General features: G+C 73.2%; 22 protein-coding genes. 9 read left to right on the top strand and 13 right to left on the bottom strand.

Annotated features, from left to right (window positions below; genetic code table 11):
- Nucleotides 1–19: 19 nt before the first annotated feature.
- Nucleotides 20–757 carry a GntR family transcriptional regulator gene (locus AY578_RS27175; protein ID WP_199781998.1) on the bottom strand — a complete coding sequence of 246 codons (738 nt, stop codon included), beginning with the start codon at nucleotides 755–757 and terminating at the stop codon, nucleotides 20–22.
- Nucleotides 758–885: 128 nt separating this feature from the next.
- On the opposite strand from AY578_RS27175, the gene AY578_RS27170 reads away from it, so the two are divergent.
- Nucleotides 886–1,908, top strand: a complete 1,023-nt coding sequence (locus tag AY578_RS27170; RefSeq protein WP_019521852.1) for a Gfo/Idh/MocA family protein — start codon at nucleotides 886–888, stop codon at nucleotides 1,906–1,908.
- Nucleotides 1,909–1,973: 65 nt separating this feature from the next.
- On the opposite strand, the gene AY578_RS27165 is transcribed toward AY578_RS27170, so the two are convergent.
- From AY578_RS27165 to AY578_RS27155, 3 genes are all read right to left on the bottom strand, one after another.
- Nucleotides 1,974–2,417: a PaaI family thioesterase gene (locus AY578_RS27165; RefSeq protein ID WP_028961487.1), complete on the bottom strand. Its 444-nt coding sequence runs from the start codon at nucleotides 2,415–2,417 to the stop codon at nucleotides 1,974–1,976.
- Between the two features lie 8 nt (nucleotides 2,418–2,425).
- Nucleotides 2,426–3,106, bottom strand: a complete 681-nt coding sequence (locus tag AY578_RS27160) for a response regulator (RefSeq protein WP_026243367.1) — start codon at nucleotides 3,104–3,106, stop codon at nucleotides 2,426–2,428.
- A gap of 386 nt (nucleotides 3,107–3,492) precedes the next feature.
- The gene (locus AY578_RS27155) at nucleotides 3,493–4,743 is read right to left on the bottom strand and encodes a sensor histidine kinase (protein WP_037954501.1); all 1,251 of its coding nucleotides are present in this window, start codon (nucleotides 4,741–4,743) and stop codon (nucleotides 3,493–3,495) included.
- 179 nt (nucleotides 4,744–4,922) lie between these two features.
- Between AY578_RS27155 and AY578_RS27150 the strand changes: the two genes are divergently transcribed.
- Nucleotides 4,923–5,126: a hypothetical protein gene (locus AY578_RS27150; RefSeq protein ID WP_137209590.1), complete on the top strand. Its 204-nt coding sequence runs from the start codon at nucleotides 4,923–4,925 to the stop codon at nucleotides 5,124–5,126.
- A 49-nt stretch (nucleotides 5,127–5,175) separates the two neighbouring features.
- Here AY578_RS27150 and AY578_RS27145 read toward each other — a convergent pair whose 3' ends face one another.
- On the bottom strand, nucleotides 5,176–5,613 hold the full coding sequence (locus AY578_RS27145) for a guanyl-specific ribonuclease (protein WP_136239014.1): 438 nt from the start codon (nucleotides 5,611–5,613) through the stop codon (nucleotides 5,176–5,178).
- A 178-nt stretch (nucleotides 5,614–5,791) separates the two neighbouring features.
- On the opposite strand from AY578_RS27145, the gene AY578_RS27140 reads away from it, so the two are divergent.
- Complete coding sequence (locus tag AY578_RS27140; RefSeq protein WP_258905863.1) at nucleotides 5,792–6,544, top strand: SDR family NAD(P)-dependent oxidoreductase; 753 nt, start codon at nucleotides 5,792–5,794, stop codon at nucleotides 6,542–6,544.
- Between the two features lie 55 nt (nucleotides 6,545–6,599).
- Here the strand turns inward: AY578_RS27140 and alc are convergent, their stop codons facing one another.
- Together alc and allB are read right to left on the bottom strand one after the other, a co-directional pair.
- The gene (alc, locus tag AY578_RS27135; protein ID WP_028961491.1) at nucleotides 6,600–7,715 is read right to left on the bottom strand and encodes an allantoicase; all 1,116 of its coding nucleotides are present in this window, start codon (nucleotides 7,713–7,715) and stop codon (nucleotides 6,600–6,602) included.
- Nucleotides 7,716–7,772: 57 nt separating this feature from the next.
- On the bottom strand, nucleotides 7,773–9,110 hold the full coding sequence (allB, locus tag AY578_RS27130; protein ID WP_258905860.1) for an allantoinase AllB: 1,338 nt from the start codon (nucleotides 9,108–9,110) through the stop codon (nucleotides 7,773–7,775).
- A 238-nt stretch (nucleotides 9,111–9,348) separates the two neighbouring features.
- On the opposite strand from allB, the gene AY578_RS27125 reads away from it, so the two are divergent.
- Complete coding sequence (locus AY578_RS27125; protein WP_019521861.1) at nucleotides 9,349–10,152, top strand: IclR family transcriptional regulator; 804 nt, start codon at nucleotides 9,349–9,351, stop codon at nucleotides 10,150–10,152.
- A 119-nt stretch (nucleotides 10,153–10,271) separates the two neighbouring features.
- On the opposite strand, the gene AY578_RS27120 is transcribed toward AY578_RS27125, so the two are convergent.
- The gene (locus AY578_RS27120) at nucleotides 10,272–10,586 is read right to left on the bottom strand and encodes a DUF5955 family protein (protein WP_161231928.1); all 315 of its coding nucleotides are present in this window, start codon (nucleotides 10,584–10,586) and stop codon (nucleotides 10,272–10,274) included.
- 206 nt (nucleotides 10,587–10,792) lie between these two features.
- Between AY578_RS27120 and AY578_RS27115 the strand changes: the two genes are divergently transcribed.
- Both AY578_RS27115 and aceB read left to right on the top strand, forming a co-directional pair.
- Nucleotides 10,793–11,392 carry a nucleotidyltransferase family protein gene (locus AY578_RS27115; RefSeq protein ID WP_258905857.1) on the top strand — a complete coding sequence of 200 codons (600 nt, stop codon included), beginning with the start codon at nucleotides 10,793–10,795 and terminating at the stop codon, nucleotides 11,390–11,392.
- A gap of 161 nt (nucleotides 11,393–11,553) precedes the next feature.
- Nucleotides 11,554–13,179, top strand: coding sequence for a malate synthase A (gene aceB / locus AY578_RS27110; RefSeq protein ID WP_136239010.1), 1,626 nt, complete (start codon nucleotides 11,554–11,556; stop codon nucleotides 13,177–13,179).
- Between the two features lie 25 nt (nucleotides 13,180–13,204).
- On the opposite strand, the gene AY578_RS27105 is transcribed toward aceB, so the two are convergent.
- The 5 genes from AY578_RS27105 to AY578_RS27085 form a co-directional block, all read right to left on the bottom strand.
- A complete protein-coding gene (locus AY578_RS27105; RefSeq protein ID WP_019521865.1) occupies nucleotides 13,205–13,483 on the bottom strand; it encodes an Rdx family protein in 279 nt (92 codons plus the stop codon).
- Complete coding sequence (locus AY578_RS27100; RefSeq protein WP_026243369.1) at nucleotides 13,480–14,394, bottom strand: HipA family kinase; 915 nt, start codon at nucleotides 14,392–14,394, stop codon at nucleotides 13,480–13,482. Before AY578_RS27100 ends, AY578_RS27105 begins: the two co-directional genes overlap by 4 nt.
- Nucleotides 14,395–14,467: 73 nt before the next feature.
- Entirely contained in the window at nucleotides 14,468–14,725 is a 258-nt protein-coding gene (locus tag AY578_RS27095; RefSeq protein WP_019521867.1) for a hypothetical protein, read from the bottom strand.
- A 20-nt stretch (nucleotides 14,726–14,745) separates the two neighbouring features.
- A complete protein-coding gene (locus AY578_RS27090; RefSeq protein WP_258905853.1) occupies nucleotides 14,746–15,699 on the bottom strand; it encodes a TerC family protein in 954 nt (317 codons plus the stop codon).
- Between the two features lie 123 nt (nucleotides 15,700–15,822).
- Complete coding sequence (locus AY578_RS27085) at nucleotides 15,823–17,370, bottom strand: IucA/IucC family protein (RefSeq protein ID WP_258907513.1); 1,548 nt, start codon at nucleotides 17,368–17,370, stop codon at nucleotides 15,823–15,825.
- A 108-nt stretch (nucleotides 17,371–17,478) separates the two neighbouring features.
- On the opposite strand from AY578_RS27085, the gene AY578_RS27080 reads away from it, so the two are divergent.
- The 3 genes from AY578_RS27080 to AY578_RS27070 are packed head-to-tail and all read left to right on the top strand — an operon-like array spanning nucleotide 17,479 to nucleotide 21,125.
- Nucleotides 17,479–19,005, top strand: a complete 1,527-nt coding sequence (locus tag AY578_RS27080; RefSeq protein WP_258905852.1) for an IucA/IucC family protein — start codon at nucleotides 17,479–17,481, stop codon at nucleotides 19,003–19,005.
- Between the two features lie 45 nt (nucleotides 19,006–19,050).
- Complete coding sequence (locus AY578_RS27075; protein WP_086020080.1) at nucleotides 19,051–20,325, top strand: VWA domain-containing protein; 1,275 nt, start codon at nucleotides 19,051–19,053, stop codon at nucleotides 20,323–20,325.
- Nucleotides 20,325–21,125, top strand: a complete 801-nt coding sequence (locus AY578_RS27070) for a hypothetical protein (protein ID WP_026243370.1) — start codon at nucleotides 20,325–20,327, stop codon at nucleotides 21,123–21,125. The genes AY578_RS27075 and AY578_RS27070 overlap by 1 nt, the downstream gene beginning before the upstream one ends.
- Nucleotides 21,126–21,151 lie beyond the last annotated feature (26 nt).

Raw genomic sequence — 21,151 nt, 5'->3', positions numbered from 1 at the left:
GTTCCGAAGGCGGCCCGGCTCAGTTCCGTACGAGCAGCTGGAACTCGAAGGAGTACCGCGAGGGCCGGTAGGTGTGCGTGCCGTACTCCACCGCGCGGCCGGTGTCGTCGAAGGTGACCCGCTGCATGGTGAGCAGCGGCGCGCCGGGCTGTTCGCGCAGCCGCTCGGCCTCGACGGCGGTGGCGGCCCGCGCGCCGATGGTCTGGCGGGCGCTGTGCAGGGTGATCCCGGCGGCCCGCATCAGCCGGTACAGGCCGGTGGCCTCGAGCTGGCCGGAGTCCAGGTCGAGCAGGCCGGGCGGGATGTAGTTGCACAGGTACGCGATGGGCTCGCCGTGCGCGGAGCGCAGCCGCTCGATGCGGTGCACCTCGCTCCCCTCGGTCACCCCGAGCGCCGCGGCGACCTCGGCGGACGCGGCGACCATGGTGTTGACCAGCACGGTGGTGGTGGGGCGCTGGCCGGCGGACTCCAGGTCGTCGTAAAGGCTGCTCAGCTCCAGCGGACGCTTGACCTTGCTGTGCACGACCTGGGTGCCGACGCCGCGGCGGCGCACCAGCAGGCCCTTGTCGACGAGCGACTGGATGGCCTGGCGGACGGTCGGCCGGGACAGGCCGAGGCGTGCGGCCAGCTCGATCTCGTTGCCCAGCAGGGTGCCGGGGGTGAGGGTGCCGTGCTCGATGGCGGACTCCAGCTGCTGGGCCAGCTGGAAGTACAACGGCACGGGGGAGCCGCGGTCCACGCTCAGCTCCAGCTGCACGGTCGGGTCCACTTCTGGTTTCGGCACGGAGCGAGCGTATCCGTGCGGGCTGTTGACGGGAAGTCGTGTAGTTCGGTTGTCCGGACATACGCATTGACAGGGAGCGGCGCGAGCCGCACTTTGTTTCCATGCGCATCGGGGTCATCGGTACGGGCCGTATCGGCACCATTCACGCCCACACACTCAGCAGGCATCGCGAGGTGGGGTCCCTCATTCTCACGGACGTCGATCCGGCGCGGGCCCAGGCCCTCGCCCACCGGCTCGGCGAGACGGCGGCGCCGGGGGTGGACGAGATCTACACCTGGGGGGTCGACGCCGTGGTGATCACCACGGCCACCTCCGCCCACGCGGACCTGATCGCGCGGGCGGCGCGCGCGGGTCTGCCGGTCTTCTGCGAGAAGCCCATCGCCCTGGACATCGCGGGCACGTTACAGGCGATCACGGAGGTGGAGACCGCCGGGACGGTGCTCCAGATGGGCTTCCAGCGACGGTTCGACCGGGGTTACACGGGCGCCCGCGAGGCGGTACGGACGGGCAGGCTGGGGCGGCTGCACACGGTACGGGCGATGACCAGCGAGGCGGAGCCGCCGGACCCCTCCCACCTGGAGCAGTCGGGCGGGTTGTACCGGGACACGCTCATCCACGACTTCGACATCCTGCGCTGGGTGACCGGCCGCGAGGTCGTCGACGTGTACGCCACCGGGTCGGACGCGGGGCCGCTGATGTTCCGCGAGGCGGGCGACGTCGACACGGGCGCGGTGCTGATCACCCTCGACGACGGCACCCTCGCCACGGTCACCGGGACCCGGATGAACGGCGCCGGCTACGACGTGCGCATGGAACTGGCCGGGGAGCGCGACCAGATCGTCGTCGGCCTCGACGACCGTACGCCCATCGCGTCCACCGAGCCGACGGGGCCGCCCGCGGCGGACAAGCCGTGGACCGGCTTCCTGGAGCGGTTCGGGCCCGCGTACGAGGCCGAACTGATCGCGTTCGTGGAGGTGGTGCGGGGCGAGCGGGCCAACCCGTGCGACGGGCGTGAGGCGCTGCGGGCGCTGCTGATCGCGGAGGCGTGCGAGAGATCGCGGCGGGAGCGCAGACCTGTGCGGCCGGCGGAGCTGTTGAGCAGTGCGCAGGAGGCGCTGACGTGAGACGTGGGGGGTGTCGGTGACACCCCCTCTTTTCTGGGCTTCACGACGGGCGGGCTTTCAGGGCTTCATGACGTGCGGGGTGTCACCGGGAGGACCGTTCCCTGCGCCACCGCGCACAGGGTTTCCTCGTCGTCCGCGACTGTGAGCAGGTCGCAGCGGGTGACCGCCTGGCGTCGGCCCGCGTGGACGACGGTCGCGCGGGCGCGGAGGGTGCGGCCGGTGGCCGGACGCAGGTACTGGATCGAGAAGCCGCCGGTCAGCACGGACGGGCCGAGGACCGCGCCGGCCGCGAAGGTGAGGGCGTTGTCGGCGGCGTAGGCGAGGACGCCGCCGTGCAGGAAGCCGTTCTGCTGGTGCAGGTCCTCGCGGATGTCGAGCTCCAGGGTCGCTCCTCCGTCGCCGAAGGCGGTGATGCGGGCGCCGAGGAGTCTGCTGAACGGCTGGGCGTTCAGCAGGTGTCGAGCGGCGGCGAGGTCGAGTGCGGGCTGGGGCTCGGGCTGCGGGGACACGGGGGATGTCACGGGGTGTCGGTCTCCTCCAGCAGGCCCGCGTCATGGGCGAGCAGCGCGATCTGGACACGGTTGTTGAGGTCGAGCTTGGCGAGGATGCGGGAGACATGCGTCTTGACCGTGGCCACGCTCATGTACAGCTCGGCGGCGATCTCCGCGTTGGCGAGACCCCGGCCGACGGCCACGGCGACCTCGCGTTCGCGGTCGTTGAGGGCGGCGACGCGGTCGCGGGCGCGGGAGCGGCGGGTGTCGCCCGGGCCCGGGTCGCCCGCGGCGTGGGCCATCAACTGCCGGGTGACGGCGGGCGACAGCACCGGGTCGCCGGCCGCGACGCGCCGTACCGCGGCGACGATCTCGGCGGGCGGGGTGTCCTTCAGCACGAACCCGGCCGCGCCGGCGCGGAGTGCGCGCAGGACCTGGTCGTCGGCGTGGAAGGTGGTGAGGACGACGACCTGCGGGGCGTCGGCGCGGGCGCGGAGCGCCTCGGTGGCGGCGAGGCCGTCGACGGTGGGCATGCGGATGTCCATGAGGACGACGTCGGGGTGGGTGCGGTCGACGAGTGCGGTGACTTCGGCGCCGTCGGCGGCTTCTCCGACGATCTCGATGTCGTCGGCGCCGCCGAGCATGAAGGAGAGGCCGGCGCGGACGAGGGGGTCGTCGTCCACGAGGAGCACGCGGATTCTTGTCATGGGCGGTACGTAATCATGCGCTGGGGTGGGTGCTGGGCGGGGGTGTCTGTGCGACTCGGCGCTTGCGGGCGCCCCGAGCGGCGCGGGGAACTGCGCGGCGGACCCCCGACGGGCCACCCGGCGCACCACAATAAGAGACACCCCCTGAGCCGCAGACACGGAGCTGCCACCGACGTGCGCTGCAAACGTGCCGCCCGCGCCCACCCGTGCCGCCCCAGCGGCACGATCACCCGCGGCCGGCGCACCCCAAGGGGCACGGGGAACCGCGCAACCGGCCCCCGACGGCCCGCACCCGGCATACGGCAACGCGAGGCACCCCCTGAGCCGCAGGTACGGAACGGCAGCCGAGGACCGCGCAAAAGTGCCGTCCGCGATCGCCGCGAGGTTCATCGCCACGGCAGCCGTGCCCTCACCTCGAAGCCGCCCTCCCGGGTCCGGCCGTGTTCCAGGGAACCCCCCGCCAGCGTGGCCCGCTCCCTCAGGCCGATCAGCCCCTGGCCCGCGCCCGGAACCGGGGGGACGTCCCCCTCAGGGGGCGGGTTGCGCACCCGCACGGTGAGGTCCTCCCCCGGGCCACCGGCCACCGCGACCCTGACCTCCGCGCCGGGAGCGTGCTTGCGGGCGTTGGTCAGGGCCTCCTGGACGATGCGGTAGGCGGTGCGGCCCACGGAGGCCGGGACGGAGGCGGCGGACGTGACGCGTTGGTCCAAGGTGACCTTCATGCCCGCCTGGCGGGACTCGGCGACCAGGGTGTCCAGCGCCGCGAGCGTCGGCTGAGGGCGCCCCGCGTCCTCGCTGTCGCCGGCCCGCAGCACCCCGATGATCTCCCGCAGGTCCTGGAGCGCCTCATGCGCGCTCTCCCGGATCACGCCCGCCGCCCGCGCGATCTCGTCGCGAGGAGCGTCCGGCCGGAACTCCAGCGCGCCCGCGTGCACGCTGAGCAGCGTCAGCCGGTGCGCGAGCACGTCGTGCATCTCCCGCGCGATGGCCTCACGGGCGAGCCGCTGCGCCTGTTCGGCCCGCAGCCGCGCCTCCGTCTCGGCGCGCCGGGCCCGGTCCCGCAGGCTGACCATGAGCTGCCGCTTGGACCGTACGAACATGCCCCAGCCGACCGTGGCGACGGTCAGCACGACGAGGAGGACGACGGCGGCGGCGTACGGCAGGTCGGGGTCGGGGCGCCACCAGAAGTACAGCGGCGTGAGCGCGAGCTGCGCGCCGGCCACCCAGGCCACGTACCGGAACGGCCGGTGCACGGCGAGCGTGAACAGGGCGATGATCGCGACCCCGCCCGAGGTCTCGGAGAGGAAGCCGACCGGCACCATGGCCGCGGCCAGGCCGAACGGCCGGCGGCGGCGCAGCCAGACCGCCGCGCAGGACAGCGCGCCGAACACCTGGTCGAGGACGGCGACGGCGTGCGGGAGGCCGGTGCTGTCCCGCAGTGCCTCGGCGCCGAGCAGTCCGATCAGGACGGCGAGGAAGAAACAGGAGAAGTCGACGACCCAGTCGCGGGCGGTGCGCCGGGGGCGGCGGCCGGAGCGGCTCGCGTCGTGGTCGAGCTCGTGGATGAGGGCGGACGGGAAGAACCATCTGGGCCCCGTGTACACCGGGGCGGTACTCGCCGCCTTGTCATCAGTCACAGTCGGCAAATCTATGCACTGGGCGCCCGGTGCGGCGCCTCGCGGGCGGGATCGTCGACCAAAGTCGCGCGCCCTCAGACTTTCGGCGTCCCGGCGGAGGAGAGAGGCCCACTTCGGTCGGGAAGGCCTCGCCCCGCGGCCGTTGTGGGTGGGGGGTCCGCGGGGCGAGAGTCGGTGGCATGAAACGACTGCTGGAAGTGCTGGGGTTCGTGGCCGTGCTGCAGGGCGTGGCCGGTCTGGTGACGGAGTTCACCGACTGGCACTGGGGCCTGGTGCGGCGGGCCGGGTTCCTCGACGGCTACGAGATCTACGCGAGCGTCGCCCTGATGGTGCTGGGCGTCGCCCTGTTCGCCGTCGCGGAGACCCGGAAGCCCGGCAGCTGAACAGCCGGCGGGACACGGACCGCCGGCCCGGCCACGGCCCGCCGGCCCGTCAGCAGGAGTAGTCGACCAGGTCGAACGACGCGTAGTGGTCGGCGGTGTAGTAGTCCTCCTGGTACTCCTCACCGGTCACGATCCGGCGGGCGCCACGGGTGGGGGAACCGGGCGTGATCACCGTGTACTCGTGGTAGTAGCCGGTGTCCTGGTCGGGGAGTATGCCCTCCCGGTTCTGGAAGACCGTGCCGTCCTGCTCGAACGGGAACGGGCCGCCCTGTTCGATCAGGTCGAGGGTGTCGTGCGCCTCCGACGGCAGGTCGCCGTAGCAGATGTCGCCGACGGCCAGGACCGACGGTGCGGCGGACGCGGCGACGGGGAGGGCGGGTGCGGCGTGCGCCGCCGGGGCGGAGAGAACACCGCCACCGCCCAGCAGAAGGACGGACAGAAGGGCTGCTGCGGCCCCGGACCGGGCCGCTCGTGGGGGGAATCGCATACCCCATGATGACGCGCGTAGACCCTGGCATGTCAATGTCAAGTACATGGATTTTTCGGTCCGGTCCGATGAGTTTCCCGTGATGTAACACAAGGGAGTGCCGGGGCGGTTGACGGCGCGGCAGGCCGACGTCCGATCGCCGCCAGCATCCCGCCGTCACGGCCGCTGGGATGGACCCGTGACCACTTACACCACGGAGAAGACCCTGCTCGGCCGCACGGCCCTGATCACCGGGGGCAGCCGCGGCATCGGCGCCGCGACGGCGCTGCGGCTCGCCCGGGAGGGCGCGGACGTCGCGGTGACGTATGTGAACGGCAAGGAGGCCGCGGAGGACGTCGTACGGGCCGTCGAGGCGCAGGGGCGCCGCGCGGTGGCCCTGCGCGCGGACGCCGGCGACCCGGAGGAGGCCGCCTCGGCGGTGACCGCGGCCGTCCGGGAACTGGGCCGCCTGGACGTGCTGGTGAACAACGCGGGCGTCGGCGTGCTCGGCCCGCTGGAGTCCCTCTCCCCCGCCGACGTCGACCAGGTGCTCGCGGTGAACGTGCGCGGTGTCTTCATCACCTCACGCGCCGCGGCCGCGGTGATGGAGCGCGGGGGACGGATCGTCACCGTCGGCTCGTGCATGGCGCAGCGGGTGACCGGCCCCGGCGGGACCCTCTACGCGATGAGCAAGGCGGCGCTGGTGGGGCTGACCAAGGCGCTGGCGCGGGAGCTGGGCGAGCGTGGGATCACCGCGAACATCGTCCATCCGGGGCCGACCGACACGGAGATGAACCCGGCGGACGGCCCCTACGCGGCCGGTCAGGCGGCGGCCACCGCGCTGGGCCGGTTCGGCACGGCGGAGGAGGTGGCGGAGACGGTCGTCCACCTGGCGGGCGCCGCGTACGTGACGGGCGCGGAGGTGGCGGTGGACGGCGGACACGCGGCCTGACCGGACCATGGCCCTGGGTGCCCGCACCTTCGGGAACGGGCACCGGTACCGGCGTTCAGCCCCCGAGTTCCTGCCTCCGCGCCTCAAGCGCCGCCGTCCCCTGGTCCGTCAGAGACCCGAAGAGGCGGAGGCGTGAGATGCCCCCGTCGGGGTGGATGTCCACGCGCGCGTGGGTGCCGACCGCCGGGTCCGGGAGGACGAAGCGGTGGTTGGTGTCGGGCTGGAGACGGGTGCGGGGCAGGATCTCCCGCCAGTCGCCGTCCTCGCCGTCCCGCACGGACACCGACGCCCAGCCGGCCGCGTTGCCCTTGAGGTAGGCGGTGTCGATCTCCAGGGCGCGGATCTGGGACTGGGCGACCAGGCGGTACGTGATCCAGTCGTGGCCGTGGTCGCGCCGGCGCCGGGTCTCCCAGCCGTCGTCCATCTTCTGGGAGCGGCCCGGGCGGATGGTGTTGGCGGCGGGCGAGTAGAAGCGGTCGGAGGCGTCCTCGACGCGGCCGCCGTTCTCCAGGGCGACGACGTCGAAGGTGCCGAGCGCGGTGAGCCACGCGAGATCCGGGACGACCTCGCCGTACACGCGCAGACGGGCGATGCCGCCGTCGGGGTGCTGGTTGAGGCGCAGGTGGGTGAAACGCTGTTCGGCGGTGACGGCGAAGCCGTTGGCCGCGTGGCCGCCGATGCGGGTGCGGGGCACCAGCGTCGTCCACTTCACGTCTCCGGAGAGCAGGTCCTCGGGCGACGGGGAGCCGTCGACGGCGGTGCCCTCGACGGAGACCGCCTGCGGGTAGTTGCCGCGGAAGTGGGCGGTGTCGACGACGATGCCGCGGACGACGCCGGGCGTGCCGAGGCGGATCAGAGCCCAGTCGTGGTCGTCGTCGTCCGGCCAGGGGTGGCCGGCGGAGACGCCGCGCCGCCGGCGGGTCTCCCAGCCGTCCATGATCTTGCCCTTGTGGCCGAAGCGTTCGGGGTCGAAGACGGGGCGGCCGGGCAGCAGGAGGTTCTCGCGCTCGGCGAAGAACTCGTCGTTGGCGGCGATGACACCGGCGCCGAGCCGGCGGTCGGCGAGGTCGGCGAGGTGGGTGAAGGGGAAGTCGGCGGTGCGGTAGTCCGCGTACGGGTCGCCGCCGCCGTAGGGGCTTGCGTCGCCGGTGAAGGTCTCGATCGCCGTCACGGTGATGTGGTCCTGCCTTTCGGGTGTCGTGTGAGGGGCCGGCTTTCGGGTGTCGTGTCAGGGCCGGGTGAGCAGGCGGCCCTTCGGTGCGGTGAACTCGCCGCCGGCCAGGACGCGTTCGCCGCGCAGCCAGGTGGACCGGACGACGCCGTGCAGGGTGCGTCCGGCGTAGGCGGTCACGCGGTTGCGGTGCTGGAGGGCGGCCGGGTCGACGGTGAAGGTCTCGTCGGGGGCGAGGACGGCGAAGTCGGCGTCGTGGCCGGGCGCGACGGCGCCCTTGCGGGCGTCGAGGCCCGCCAGCTCGGCCGTGCGCGTGGACGTCCAGCGGACCACGTCCTCCAGGGTGTGGCCGCGCCTGCGGGCCTCGGTCCAGACGGCGGGGAGGCTGAGCTGGAGTCCGGAGATGCCGCCCCAGGCGGTCGCGAAGTCGTCCGTCTTGAGGTCGGCGGTGGACGGGGAGTGGTCGGTGACGACGCAGTCGATGGTGCCGTCGGCCAGGGCCTGCCAGAGGAGGTCCTGGTTGGCGGCCTCGCGGATGGGCGGGCAGCACTTGAACTCGCTGGCCCCGTCGGGGACTTCCTCCGCGTTGAGGGTGAGGTAGTGGGGGCAGGTCTCTACGGTGACGCGGACGCCGTCCGCCTTGGCCTCGGCGATGAGGGGCAGCGCGTCGGCGGACGAGAGGTGGAGGACGTGCACGCGGGCGTCGAACCGCCGGGCCTGTTCGAGGAGCCGCGCGATGGCCGTGTCCTCGGCGCGGCGGGGGCGGGAGGCGAGGAAGTCGGCGTAGCGGGGGCCGCCGCGCTGCGGGGCGCCGTCGAGCTGGCGCGGGTCCTCGGCGTGCACGATCAGCAGGCCGCCGAAGGACGCGATCTCCCGCAGTGCGCGGGCGAGCCGGTCGTCGTCGAGGTGGGGGAACTCGTCGACGCCGGACGGCGACAGGAACGCCTTGAAGCCGAAGACCCCCGCCTCGTGCAGCGGGCGCAGGTCGGCCGTGTTGTCGGGGAGGGCGCCGCCCCAGAAGCCGACGTCGATGTGGGCCTTGTCGGCGGCGGTCTTCCGCTTGACGCGCAGATGGTCGACCGTCGTGGTCGGCGGGAGGGAGTTGAGCGGCATGTCGATCAGCGTGGTGATGCCGCCGGCGGCGGCCGCGCGGGTGGCGGTCCAGAAGCCCTCCCACTCGGTGCGGCCGGGGTCGTTGACGTGCACATGGGTGTCTACCAGGCCGGGCAGCAGGACGTCGTCGCGGAGGTCCTCCAGGCGGGCTCCGGCGGGGACGGGCGCGTCGTGCGGCAGGACGGCGGTGACGGTGCCGCCGGCCACGGCGACGGACGCGGCGCGCGTCCCCTCGGGGGTGATGACGCGGGTCGAGCGCAGCACCAGTTCGACGTCGGGCACCCGGAGCCTCCTGCAGGTCCGCCGGAAAATTCAACGTTCTGTTGAAGGAGTGTTGCCGTCGGGGCTCCACCGCGTCAAGGGTGCTCCTGCCGCCACGGCGGCGCGACCGTCACCTCTGGACGTTTCCATCTAGCGGAATTAAACTTCCGACACACAGAACGCAGCTCCGTACGAGCGGGCCGCCGACCGGCCGCCGGGTAGGCTTCTGACCTCCTGCCAGTCCCGAAAGGAACGCGCCGTGCCGACGTCCAGCGCCAGCACCACCGACTCCGCCCGGCCCGCCGCCAGTGGCGGCGTGCAGTCCCTCGAGCGCGCCTTTGACCTGCTGGAGCGGATGGCGGACGCGGGCGGCGAGGTCGGCCTGAGCGAGCTGTCCGCCAGCAGCGGCCTGCCCCTGCCGACGATCCACCGTCTGATGCGCACGCTGGTCGCCTGCGGTTACGTACGCCAGCAGCCCAACCGGCGGTATGCGCTCGGCCCCCGCCTGATCCGCCTCGGCGAGTCGGCGTCCCGGCTGCTGGGCACCTGGGCGCGGCCGTATCTGGCGCGACTGGTGGAGGAGACCGGCGAGACGGCGAACATGGCCCTGCTGGACGGGGACGAGATCGTGTACGTGGCGCAGGTGCCGTCGAAGCACTCGATGCGGATGTTCACCGAGGTGGGGCGCCGCGTGCTGCCGCACTCCACCGGGGTGGGCAAGGCGCTGCTGGCCGGGTTCCCGCCGGAAGAGGTGCGGGCGCTGCTGGGCCGTACGGGCATGCCCGCGGCCACGGAGAAGACCATCACCACCCCCGAGGGCTTCCTCGCCGCGCTGGAGGAGGTGCGCCGGCAGGGGTACGCCATCGACGACAACGAGCAGGAGATCGGCGTGCGCTGCCTGGCGGTCCCGGTGCCGGACGCGCCGACGGCGGCGGCCATCTCCATCTCGGGCCCGGCGGGCCGGGTCACGGAGTCGGCGACGGAGAGGATCGTGCCTGTGCTGCAGGAGATCGCGCGCGAGCTGTCCGAGGCGCTGGCGAACCCGGGGGGTCCGGCGGCCTGAGGGCGTGTTGCCGTCGCGCCGGGCACGGGCCACGCCGCGCTCAGCACACCGCGTTCACCCCGCGTCGGAGGCGCGCCCCGCAGATCACCCGCCAGACCGGCGCCCCGAACACCCGTACGTCACACCTTCGGTGACGGCCCGAAGAGGTCGACCGCCTCACGGAGCTGCCGCAACCCCTCCCCCAGCGCGCTCACCGAGCCGATCGCTCCGGCGACCAGCAGCAGGGAGCGACGCAGCATCGGAATGTCGGGGCGATCGGCGGCGGCCAGCCCCGCCAGCGTGGCGAGCGCCTCCTCCGCGATGCCCCGGTCCCGGAAGTCCGCACGGTGTGCGGCCAGTTGGCGGCGTAAGCGGGCGACCGCGGAGCGCAGCTCCGCCACCCGCGGATCCACCTGACTGCCGGGCACACACCTCTGGTCCACGCCTCGCAACACGGTCCTCCCCCTGGCAGGTCGTCGTGCGCCTCCCCTGACCGGTCCTACGCGCCCCCGCGGACCGGTGCGCGCCAGTAAACGCCACCCCGAGGCCTTTGCGCCAGCCCGCTGCGTCATCGACTTGTTCCGGAGCGTGACACCGTGGCCCTGGGCACCCTTCCGCCGGACGCCCGGACGGGCGGCTTCGAGTGGGGTATGCAGGACGCATGACGAACGACGAGAACCGGGTGGCCGGCCTGTTGCTGGCGGCGGGCGGCGGACGCAGGCTCGGCGGGCGCCCCAAGGCACTGCTCCCCCACCGGGGGCGGCTCCTCGTGGAGCACGCGGCCGAGGTGCTGCGCGCGGGCGGCTGCGCGAGCGTGCACGTGGTGCTGGGGGCGCGCGCCGAAGAGGTGCGCGCCCGCGCCACGCTGCCGGACTGCGCGCTCATCGACAACCCGGACTGGGAGCAGGGCATGGGCACGTCCCTGCGGGCCGGGCTGACCGCGCTCGCCGGCACGGACGCGCGGGCCGCACTGGTGCTGCTGGTGGACCAGCCGGGGATCGGCCCGGAGGCGGTGGCCCGGGTGCGGCGCGCGTACCGGTCGCCGCGCTCGCTGGTCTCGGCGGCGTACGACGGCGTACGCGGGCACCCGGTGCTGTTCGGCGCCGAACACTGGGAGGGGATCGCCGCGACCGCCACGGGGGACCGAGGCGCCCGCGCCTATCTCAAGCAGCACGCGGACGCCGTGGAGCTGGTCGAGTGCGGTGATGTCGCGGAGGCGTACGACATCGACACGGAGGCCGATCTGACGCACCTTGAATGAGGACTCTCGACATCAACAAAACATTGAACTTCCACTATGAGGAAACTACTATCCACTGATCAGAAGCCCTGTGAGCCCTCTGCACGGCGCAGGGGCCTCTCCCGCCGTACCCGGGTCGCCCGGCATCCGGCGCCCCCGCACGCCGAAGGAAGTGACAGCTGATGTCCGCACCAGCGCCGTCCCCGCTGGCCATCGTCGACGCCGAGCCCCTGCCCCGGCAGGAGGAGGTCCTCTCCGAGACGGCCCTCGCCTTCCTGGCGGAGCTGCACCGCCGGTTCACGCCCCGGCGTGACGAGCTGCTCGCCCGGCGCGCGGAGCGCCGCGCCGAGATCGCCCGCACCTCCACCCTCGACTTCCTGCCGGAGACGGCCGCGATCCGCGCCGACGACTCCTGGAAGGTCGCCCCGGCCCCGCCGGCCCTGGAGGACCGCCGCGTCGAGATCACCGGCCCGACCGACCGCAAGATGACCATCAACGCGCTCAACTCCGGTGCGAAGGTGTGGCTCGCGGACTTCGAGGACGCGTCTGCGCCCACCTGGGAGAACGTGGTCACCGGCCAGCTCAACCTGATCGACGCGTACACCCGCCGCATCGACTTCACCGACGAGCGCACGGGCAAGACGTACGCCCTGCGGCCGGACGAGGAGCTGGCGACGGTCGTCATGCGCCCGCGCGGCTGGCACCTGGACGAGCGCCACCTCACCGACCCCGACGGCACCCCGGTGCCCGGCGCGCTGGTCGACTTCGGCCTGTACTTCTTCCACAACGCCAAGCGGCTGCTCGACCTCGGCAAGGGACCGTACTTCTACCTGCCGAAGACGGAGTCGCACCTCGAGGCGCGGCTGTGGAACGACGTGTTCGTGTTCGCGCAGGACTACCTGGGCATCCCCCAGGGCACCGTCCGCGCCACGGTCCTCATCGAGACGATCACGGCCGCGTACGAGATGGAGGAGATCCTCCACGAGCTGCGCGACCACGCGTCCGGGCTGAACGCGGGCCGCTGGGACTACCTGTTCTCCATCGTCAAGAACTTCCGTGACGGCGGGCCGAAGTTCGTGCTGCCGGACCGCAACGCGGTGACGATGACCGCCCCGTTCATGCGGGCGTACACCGAACTCCTCGTCCGTACCTGCCACAAGCGCGGCGCGCACGCGATCGGCGGCATGGCGGCGTTCATCCCGTCCCGGCGGGACGAGGAGGTCAACAAGGTCGCCTTCGAGAAGGTGAAGGCGGACAAGGACCGCGAGGCGGACGACGGCTTCGACGGCTCGTGGGTCGCCCACCCGGACCTGGTGCCGATCGCGATGGAGTCCTTCGACCGGGTGCTCGGCGACCGGCCGAACCAGAAGGACCGGCTGCGCGAGGACGTCGACGTCAAGGCCGAGGACCTGATCGCGATCGACTCGCTCGACGCGAAGCCGACGTACGCGGGTCTGGTCAACGCCGTGCAGGTCGGCATCCGTTACATCGAGGCGTGGCTGCGCGGCCTGGGCGCGGTGGCCATCTTCAACCTGATGGAGGACGCGGCCACCGCGGAGATCTCCCGCTCGCAGATCTGGCAGTGGATCAACGCGGGTGTCGTCCTCGACAACGGCGAGAAGGTCACCGCCGAGCTGGCCCGGAAGGTGGCCGCCGAGGAGCTGGCGAACATCCGCGCGGAGATCGGCGAGGAGGCGTTCGCGGCGGGCAACTGGCAGCAGGCGCACGACCTGCTGCTGAAGGTCGCCCTCGACGAGGACTACGCGGACTTCCTGACGCTGCCGGCGTACGAGCAGCTCAAGGGCTGACGCGCCTCAATACTGTTGAGCAGGTTCACTTCTCCGAGTGGCCCAGGGGTTTCCCCGGGGCCACTCGGTCGCGTACGGCCTGCTTCACCGCCGTCGGCTCCGGGAAGCCCTGCTCGCGCCGGTCCCAGACGACCTCGTCGCCGACCCGGACGACGAACACGCCGCCGGTGCCGGGCTTGAGCGCCAGCTCGGTCAGCTCCTGCTCGAAGGTCGTCAGCAGCTCCTGCGCCAGCCAGGCCGCCCGGGGCAGCCAGCGGCACCGGGTGCAGTACTCGATCTCCACGCGCCGCGCGTCGGCCGTCATCGCAGGTGCACCGTCCCGTCCTGTTCCACCGCCGGCCGGCCGTGCAGATCGGGCACCTGCTTGAGCCAGGCCGGGCGGCCCCGTTGCGTCCGTGCCGCGCGGGCGGCGTTCTCCGCGGCGATCTGGTCGGCCGTGGGGAAGTCGAGGGGCAGCCAGGCACCGGACGCCCGTGCCCGCGCGTGCAGGTGGTCCACGTACGCGGCGCGGACCGCCTCGGGCGAGGCGAACCCGGGCTCGCCGTCCAGCCAGGCGTCGGGCACCTCGTCCACGATCGACCGCAGCAGCTCCTCCGTCACCCGGGGCGCCAGCTCCGCGTCGGCGGCGCGCACGTCGGGCCCGTACCGGCCGAGGGCATGGTGGCGGAAGTCGTACGCCTTCGTGGGGTCGCCGGCGTCCCAGCGGTGGTGGAAGACGAGCGCCGCGCCGTGGTCGATCAGCCACAGCCGGGGCGGGGTGACGCCGAGGGTGGGCCACAGCAGCAGGTTGGAGCTGTGCACGGTGCGGTCGACGTTCGCGGTGAGCGCGTCGAGCCACACGATCCGCCCGGCCTCCAGCGGATCGACGGTGAACGTCTCGGCCGCCTCGGGGGTGAAGTCGCGCGCGCCCGGCAGATGGTCCATGCCGAGGTTGACCCCGGCGCTGGAGGCGTGCAGGTCGCGGACCTCCTGGTGGGGCTCGGCGTCCGCGATCGCCGGGTCGAAGTGCACCAGCACCAGTTCCGGGAACCGCAGTCCGAGCGCCCGCGCCAGCTCGCCGACGATCACCTCGGCGACCAGCGCCTTGCGGCCCTGCGCGGAGCCGGTGAACTTGACGACGTACGTGCCCAGGTCGTCCGCCTCGACGACGCCCGGCACGGAACCCCCGGAGTGCAGGGGCTCGACGTACCGGGTGGCGGTGACCTGCTTCAGCATGCTCCGGGCCACCCCATCCTCGTTCGACGTCGGACAGGAATCCTAACCGCGCGGGGTGGGGCGGCTGGGACGGTCAGGCGTGCGGACCTGCCTCCTTACGGCGTTCCTCCGTCCGCCGCTCCCCCTGCTCAGGGCGGCGGAGACTGTCCGCCGGGACCATCTCGGGGGCGTAGTCGGCGCAGTCGGGGTTGTGGCAGGGGCCGGCCCGCCACTGCGGGACGTTGATGCCGAAGGTCTTGTGCCGGGTGACGACAGTCTCCACCGGCCTGCCGCACGAGGCGCACAGCAGCTCGGTGGGCCGGGTCCCGTCGCGCTTGCGGTCGCTTGTCATACACCCACTTTACGCCCGCTTTACCCGGTTTTGTCCTGCTCGGCCGGTGGCCGCAGCACGCTGACCGTGATCGACACGGCCAGGACGACGACGATCACGGCCAGGCTGACCAGGGACGGGATCTCGGGGACGGCGGTGCTGACCGTCTCGTGGGTCGCCTGGAGGACCAGCTTGACGCCGATGAAGCCGAGGATCACCGCGAGGCCGACACTGAGGTAGTGGAAACGGTCGAGGAGGCCGGCCAGCATGAAGTACAGGGCGCGCAGGCCGAGGATGGCGAAGGCGTTGCTGGTGTAGACGATGAACACGTCGCTGCTGACGGCGAGGACGGCGGGCACGCTGTCGACGGCGAAGACCAGGTCGGCGGCCTCGATGGCGGCGACGACCGCGAACAGCGGGGTCGCCACCCGTTTGCCCGCCTCCTTCACGAAGAAGTGCGGTCCCGCGTACTCGTCACGGACAGGGATCACCTTGCGCAGCAGCCGGACCGCGACGCTCTTCCCCGGGTCGAAGTTCTCGTCCTCCCCTTTGAGGATCTTGTAGGTGCTCCAGAAGAGGACCGCGGCGAAGACGTACAGCACGGCGGTGAAGCGGCTGACGACGGCCACACCGGCGGCGAGGAACAGACCGCGGAAGACCAGGGCGCCCAGGACGCCGAGGAAGAGCACGCGGTGCTGGTAGGCGCGTGGCACCTGGAAGTAGCTGAAGATCAGCGCGAAGACGAAGAGGTTGTCGACGGACAGGCTCTTCTCCAGCAGCCACGCGGTGGTGTACTCCACGCCCGCGTCGGTGCCGACGACGAGGAAGACCACCCCGCCGAAGAGGATGGCCAGGGAGATCCACGCGACGCTCCAGGCGGTCGCCTCGCGGAAGCCGATGGCGTGGGCGGTGCGGTGCGCGAACAGGTCGACGGCGAGGGACGCGACGACGATGACGACGAACACGGCCCACAGCCAGAACGGCACGTCATGCACGGGCCCGCCTCCTCTGGGCGCGGTCGGACGGCGATCCCCCCCCCCCGGGGCCTGGCGCCCTTGTCCCGAGTCTGGGGCATCCGGGCGGCCGTCGCCTCCCGCCGTGGCCCGCCCGGGAGACGCTCACCGGCCCGTCAGCGGGTTGGTCAGCGGCCGGTAGCGGGCGTCGGCGCCGTCGGCGGCGGTCCAGCGCAGGAGGAGGTTGGTCTTGGCGGGGAGGGTGGGCGCGGTCAGCAGGGCGGGGATCTCGGGGAGATCGTTGCGTGCCAGTTCGCGGCGGACCGCGGGCCAGGGGTCGAGGCCGGGGTGGTGGTCGGCGAGGGCGGCGGCGATCTCCATGAGGTGGTTGACGACCAGGCAGTACACCAGCCGCTCCCACCCGGCCTCCCGGGTCACCGTGGGCAGGCCGTCGGGGCGGTGCGGGGACGCGAGCAGCTTCACGCCCTCCGCGTCCCGGTAGAGGGCCTGCACGGGCATGCCGTCGGCGTCGACGGCGATCAGCGTGTTCTGCAGGTGCGCCTCCAGGACGACGCCGTGCCGGTGGAAGGCGGCGAGCGCCGGGGGCACCACATGGGCCAGGTACGCCTCCCACCAGTCGGCGGGCCGGCCGGTGGCGGCGAGGGGGTCGCCGTCGAAGCCCTCGACCAGGGCGGCGGCCAGGCAGGGGGTGGCGCCCGGGACCAGCCGGCCGCGGAACCCGTCGCGGACGACGACGGCCAGCTGTTCTACGGCGAAGTCCGCGGTGCGGTGCCCCCGGTCGCTCAGCCAGGCCCCGCCCGCCGCGCCCGCGTCGGCGAAGGCGTCCCGCACGGCCGTGTCGGTGGCGCGCAGGCGCGCCAGGTCGTGCCGCCACAGCCGGCGGATGTCGTTGGTGATGCGCACGTCGAGGCTGAACTTCAGGAAGAGGTCCTCGGCGGGCGCGTAGACGGTGCGGACGGCGGCCGTGGGCCACACCGGCCAGGGCGTCTCGCCGAGCCGGAGCAGACGGCCGTCGGCGAACGCGGGGGCGAGGTCGTCGGCGGCGAGGTCGAGCTGCCAGGGGTGGGCGGGAAGCAGCCGGTAGCCGGGCGGGGCGGCGCCGAGGCCGTCCAGGGCGGCGGTGTCGCCCTCGTCCAGCAGGGTGTCCTCGCGCACGCCCAGCAGCGCCAGCGGGAAGCGGGCGTACGCCTCGGGCGCGTACGGCAGCCAGGCGGCCGCGGGACCGCCGCCGCGGGCCTTGGGGGCGGGGTGGTGGGTGTGGCCGGTGAGCAGGGACTGCTCGGAGCGCAGATAGAGGTCGTCGGGCGGGTCGGCGCGGTCGCGGGCGGCGAGCAGCGCGGCGACGGCGTCGCGGCTGTCGAGCATCTCGGCGGGCAGTTCGTGGTTGGAGCGGCCGGTGTGCCGGCGGAGTTCCTCGGCGACGAGTTTGACCAGTTCGGTGTGGGTGAGGCGGTGCCAGGACCCGGCGGTGTGCACCTCGGGCGCGGTGGGGCGGCGGGCGCCGCGCACGCGCAGCAGCCGCCGGCTGTGGGGCAGCCGGTAGGTTCGCGGGCCGTCCGGGCTGGCGGGCCCGGACAGGGGTTCGGCGACTTCACGCAGCAGGCAGTTCAGCAGCGGCACGGCGGCGTGGGCGTCGGCGCGCCCGGCCGGTCCGGCGCGGCTCGCCGCGTCGTCGTCTGCGGGCGGGTGCATCAGGTCCACGCGTTCTGGTTCCCTACGTCTGTCCGGCGGAGACGATCAGTATGTCTGGCATCGTCCCCCTGTACGTCCCTCCTTTCCGCCGATCCGAGGAGTGTGCCCGTGCCGCGTCCCGCCACCGCCGAGGCCGAGATCGCCGAGGAGTTGGCCGTCGTACGGCCGGCTCTGCTCCCGGCGTACAGGCAGGCGCTGCCCGGCGCGAGGGCGGCGGTGCTGACCCGGCTGTGGCGGGGGCTGACGCACGACCCGCTGCCGTGGGTCACCGGACGGGAGGACACCCGGTCGGGGGTGGTGCTGCGGCTGGCGGACGGGCGGCGGCTGGAGGGTCCGGTGCCGGATCCGTACGCGACGGACGACGGCGTGACCGCCGTACGCCTGGACGGGACGGAGTACGACGATCCAGCGCGGCTGATGGCGGACCTCGCGGTGCCGCACTCGGGTTCGTTCGCGGGTGAACTGGCGCACAGTACCGCCTCGTTGGCGCTGTCGCGGGCGGGGCAGCGGGGCTTCGCGGGCTCGGGCGACGGGGTGCCGGAGCGGGACTGGGAGTGGGAGCAGCGGGTGGCCGACGGGCACCCTTTCCACCCGAACTGCCGTTCACGGCCCGGCTTCTCGGCGGCCGAACAGCTCGCGTACGGCCCCGAGCACCGGCCGGTGGTGGAGCTGGGGCTGCTGCCGGTTCCGGCCGGGGAGTGCCTGGTGTCGGGGGTGTGGCCGGAGTGGCTGCGGGACGGGGAGCGGGTGCTGGTGCCGGTGCATCCGTGGCAGGCGGCGCATGTGCTGAAGGGGGCGGGCGCGCCGGCGCGCGAGGGGACGCTCGCGGCGCATCCCCTGATGGCGCTGCGCACGCTCGCGCTGCCGGACGGGCCGCATGTGAAGACGGCGCTGAGCGCCCGCCTGACGTCCTCGGTGCGGGACATCTCACTGGGGTCCGTGGCGGCGTCGGCTGTCCTCTCCGACTTCGGGCAGGCGGTGGCGGAGCGCACGGACGGACTGCTGTGCATCACCCGCACGCTGGGCGCGGTGGCGGCCGGGTCGCCCGATCTGACGGCGCTGCTGCGGGAGTCACCGGAGGAGTACGCGGGCCCCGGGGAGCGGGCGGTACCGATCGCGGCGCTGGAGGCCGCGGGTCTGCCCCGCTCCCCCACGCGCCTGGCCCGTCTCGCCCGGCTGGCGCTCACGGCGTGTCTGCGGCTGCTGGACCTGGGGGTGGCACTGGAGGCGCACGGGCAGAACCTGCTCGTGGTGCTGTCGCCGGACGGGGAGCCGGTACGGCTGGTCTACCGGGACCTCGCCGATCTGCGCGTCTCACCGGCGCGCCTGGCCCGGCACGGCATCCCGGTGCCGGACGTGCCGGACCGTATGGTCACGGACGATCCCGTGGTGCTGCGCCGCAAGCTGTTCGGCTCGCTGGTGGCGGGCGCGCTGGCCGGGACGGCGGGGTCCGGTACGGCGCTGCGGGCGGCGCTGGAGGACGCCGTACGGGAGCTGCCCCGCACCCCGGACCTGGCAGCGCTGCTCGACGGGCCGCTGCCCGCGAAGGCGCTGACGCTGATGCGGCTGTCGCCGGGCACCGCGGGCGACCAGTGGGCAGAACTGCCCAATCCCTTTCGCTTCGGGCCCGGATGACGGACCGTTTTGGAGTGCGGCGCTCCTGATCAATAGGATCCGCCGATGATCAGAAGAACACGGCCGGTGGCAGGCGCCATAGCCCTGCTCGCCGCCCTGACGGCCGGGATCGCCTTCCCTGCCGGGGCGGCCGCCGGTGAACCCACGGGCCAGGACGCGCCCAAGGTCGACCTCGTCCTCGACGTGAGCGGCTCGATGCGCGCCAAGGACATCGACGGCCAGTCCCGCATGGCGGCGGCGAAGCAGGCGTTCAACGAGGTGCTGGACGCGACGCCGGAGGAGGTGCAGCTCGGCATCCGCACCCTCGGCGCGGACTACGCCGGCGACGACCGCAAGGAGGGCTGCAAGGACACCGCGCAGCTCTACCCGGTCGGACCGCTGGACCGCACCGAGGCGAAGACGGCGGTGGCGACCCTCGTCCCGACCGGCTGGACCCCGATCGGGCCGGCGCTGCTGCAGGCGGCCGACGACCTCGACGGCGGCGACGGCTCGAAGCGGATCGTGCTGATCAGCGACGGCGAGGACACCTGCGCCCCGCTCGACCCGTGCGAGGTGGCCCGCGAGATCGCGGCCAAGGGCATCGGCCTGACCATCGACACGCTGGGCCTGGTGCCGACCGCCAAGCTGAGCCGGCAGCTCAGCTGTATCGCCGAGGCGACCGGCGGCACGTACACCTCCGTCGAGCACCAGGACGAACTCACCGACCGGGTCAACGAGTTGGTGGACCGTGCGGCCGAGCCGGTGGTGACCCCGGTGGCCACCGAGGGCGCCGGCTCCTGCGACAAGGCGCCCGTGCTGCAGTCCGGTCTCTACACCGACCGTGAGGAGTTCGGCCAGCAGCGCTGGTACCGCGTGGAGCTGCTCGCCGGGCAGGAGCTGCGCGCCTCGGTGAGCGTCGCCGCGGACCGCGCGGTGCGTCCCGACTACGGCGTGCTGTTGCGCGCCGTGACCGTGCACGGCCGGGAGATCGTGCGCGGCGAGGCCACGGGCAACGGCCGTACGGACGTGATGTCCACGGGTCTGCGCTACCCCAAGCCGGAGCGTGACGACGACGACAGCGACAAGCCCGCGGCGGAGACGGTGTGCCTCGGCGTGACCACCTCCTTCTCGGCGGACGCCGGGGTGAAGACCACGCCCGGTCTGCCGCTGGAACTGACGGTCGACGTCGTCGACGGCCCGGACAACGCGTCCGACGTCGCCTCCTTCGGCCTCGGCCGGGGCTGGTGGCTGCTCGGCGCGCTGGTCGTGGCCGGCTTCCTCGCCGGTCTCGTCTGGGGCTGGCTGTCCCGCTGGCGGGTCGCTGTCTGGAGGACGAACTGATGCGCGCCGTACGAATATTGAGTGCCGCCCTGCTGACGCTGGGCCTGGCCGTCGCGCCCGCCGCGGCGGACTCCTCCCCGTCCCCGGAGGCTTCCGGCGACAGCGCCGGCCCCACCCGGGCGGGAACGTCGTTCCGCACCGCGACGGAGGTCGAACAGGGGCAGACCGCCACGGCGCGGGCCTCCACGGGTGACTACCTGTACTGGTCGTTCCCCGCGGACGCCGGGCAGCGGCCCACGGTCCGCGCGACCGTGAAGCTGCCGGAGGGCCACGCCTCCGAGACGTGGCAGGTCGACGTGTACGACGGCCTGCGCCGCCGCCAGGCCTGCCAGTACGGCGCGCAGACCCGCACGGCGGGCGCGGGCACGACGAGCGTGGAGCTGGCGTGCGTGCTGCGCACGGTCCGCGCCTGGTCGGAGCCGTGGGCCAACGACCCGCTTCCCGGCACGTACTACGTGCGCCTGACCGCCCTGAAGCTGTCGGCGGACGACCTGGGCCAGCCGGTCGAGACCGAACTGCGCGTCGAGTCCAAGGACATCGGCGGCGCGGCAGCGGTGGACGGCTCCCTGTCGGAGCCGCTGGTGCCGGGCATCGCGTCCCGTCCGGAGGAGGACGCGGACGACTCCGCGTCCGCCGTCCTGGCGGATCTGGAGCCGGAGGACGGCTGGACGTCGGGCTGGTGGTCGGACCGCTGGGTCTGGACGGCGGCCGGCGGCGCGCTGGCGGCCCTGGCGGGCGTCTTCGGCTACCGCTTGACGCGGGGGCCGGGACGCCCGCGGCATGTGCCGCCGGGGGCGTAAGGATCGCGCCGGTTGCTGGTTGGAAG

It is taken from the genome of Streptomyces thermocarboxydus, from assembly GCF_024760485.1.
Classification (GTDB): Bacteria; Actinomycetota; Actinomycetes; order Streptomycetales; family Streptomycetaceae; genus Streptomyces; species Streptomyces cellulosae.
This window is presented reverse-complemented; position numbering and strand designations above follow the sequence as displayed.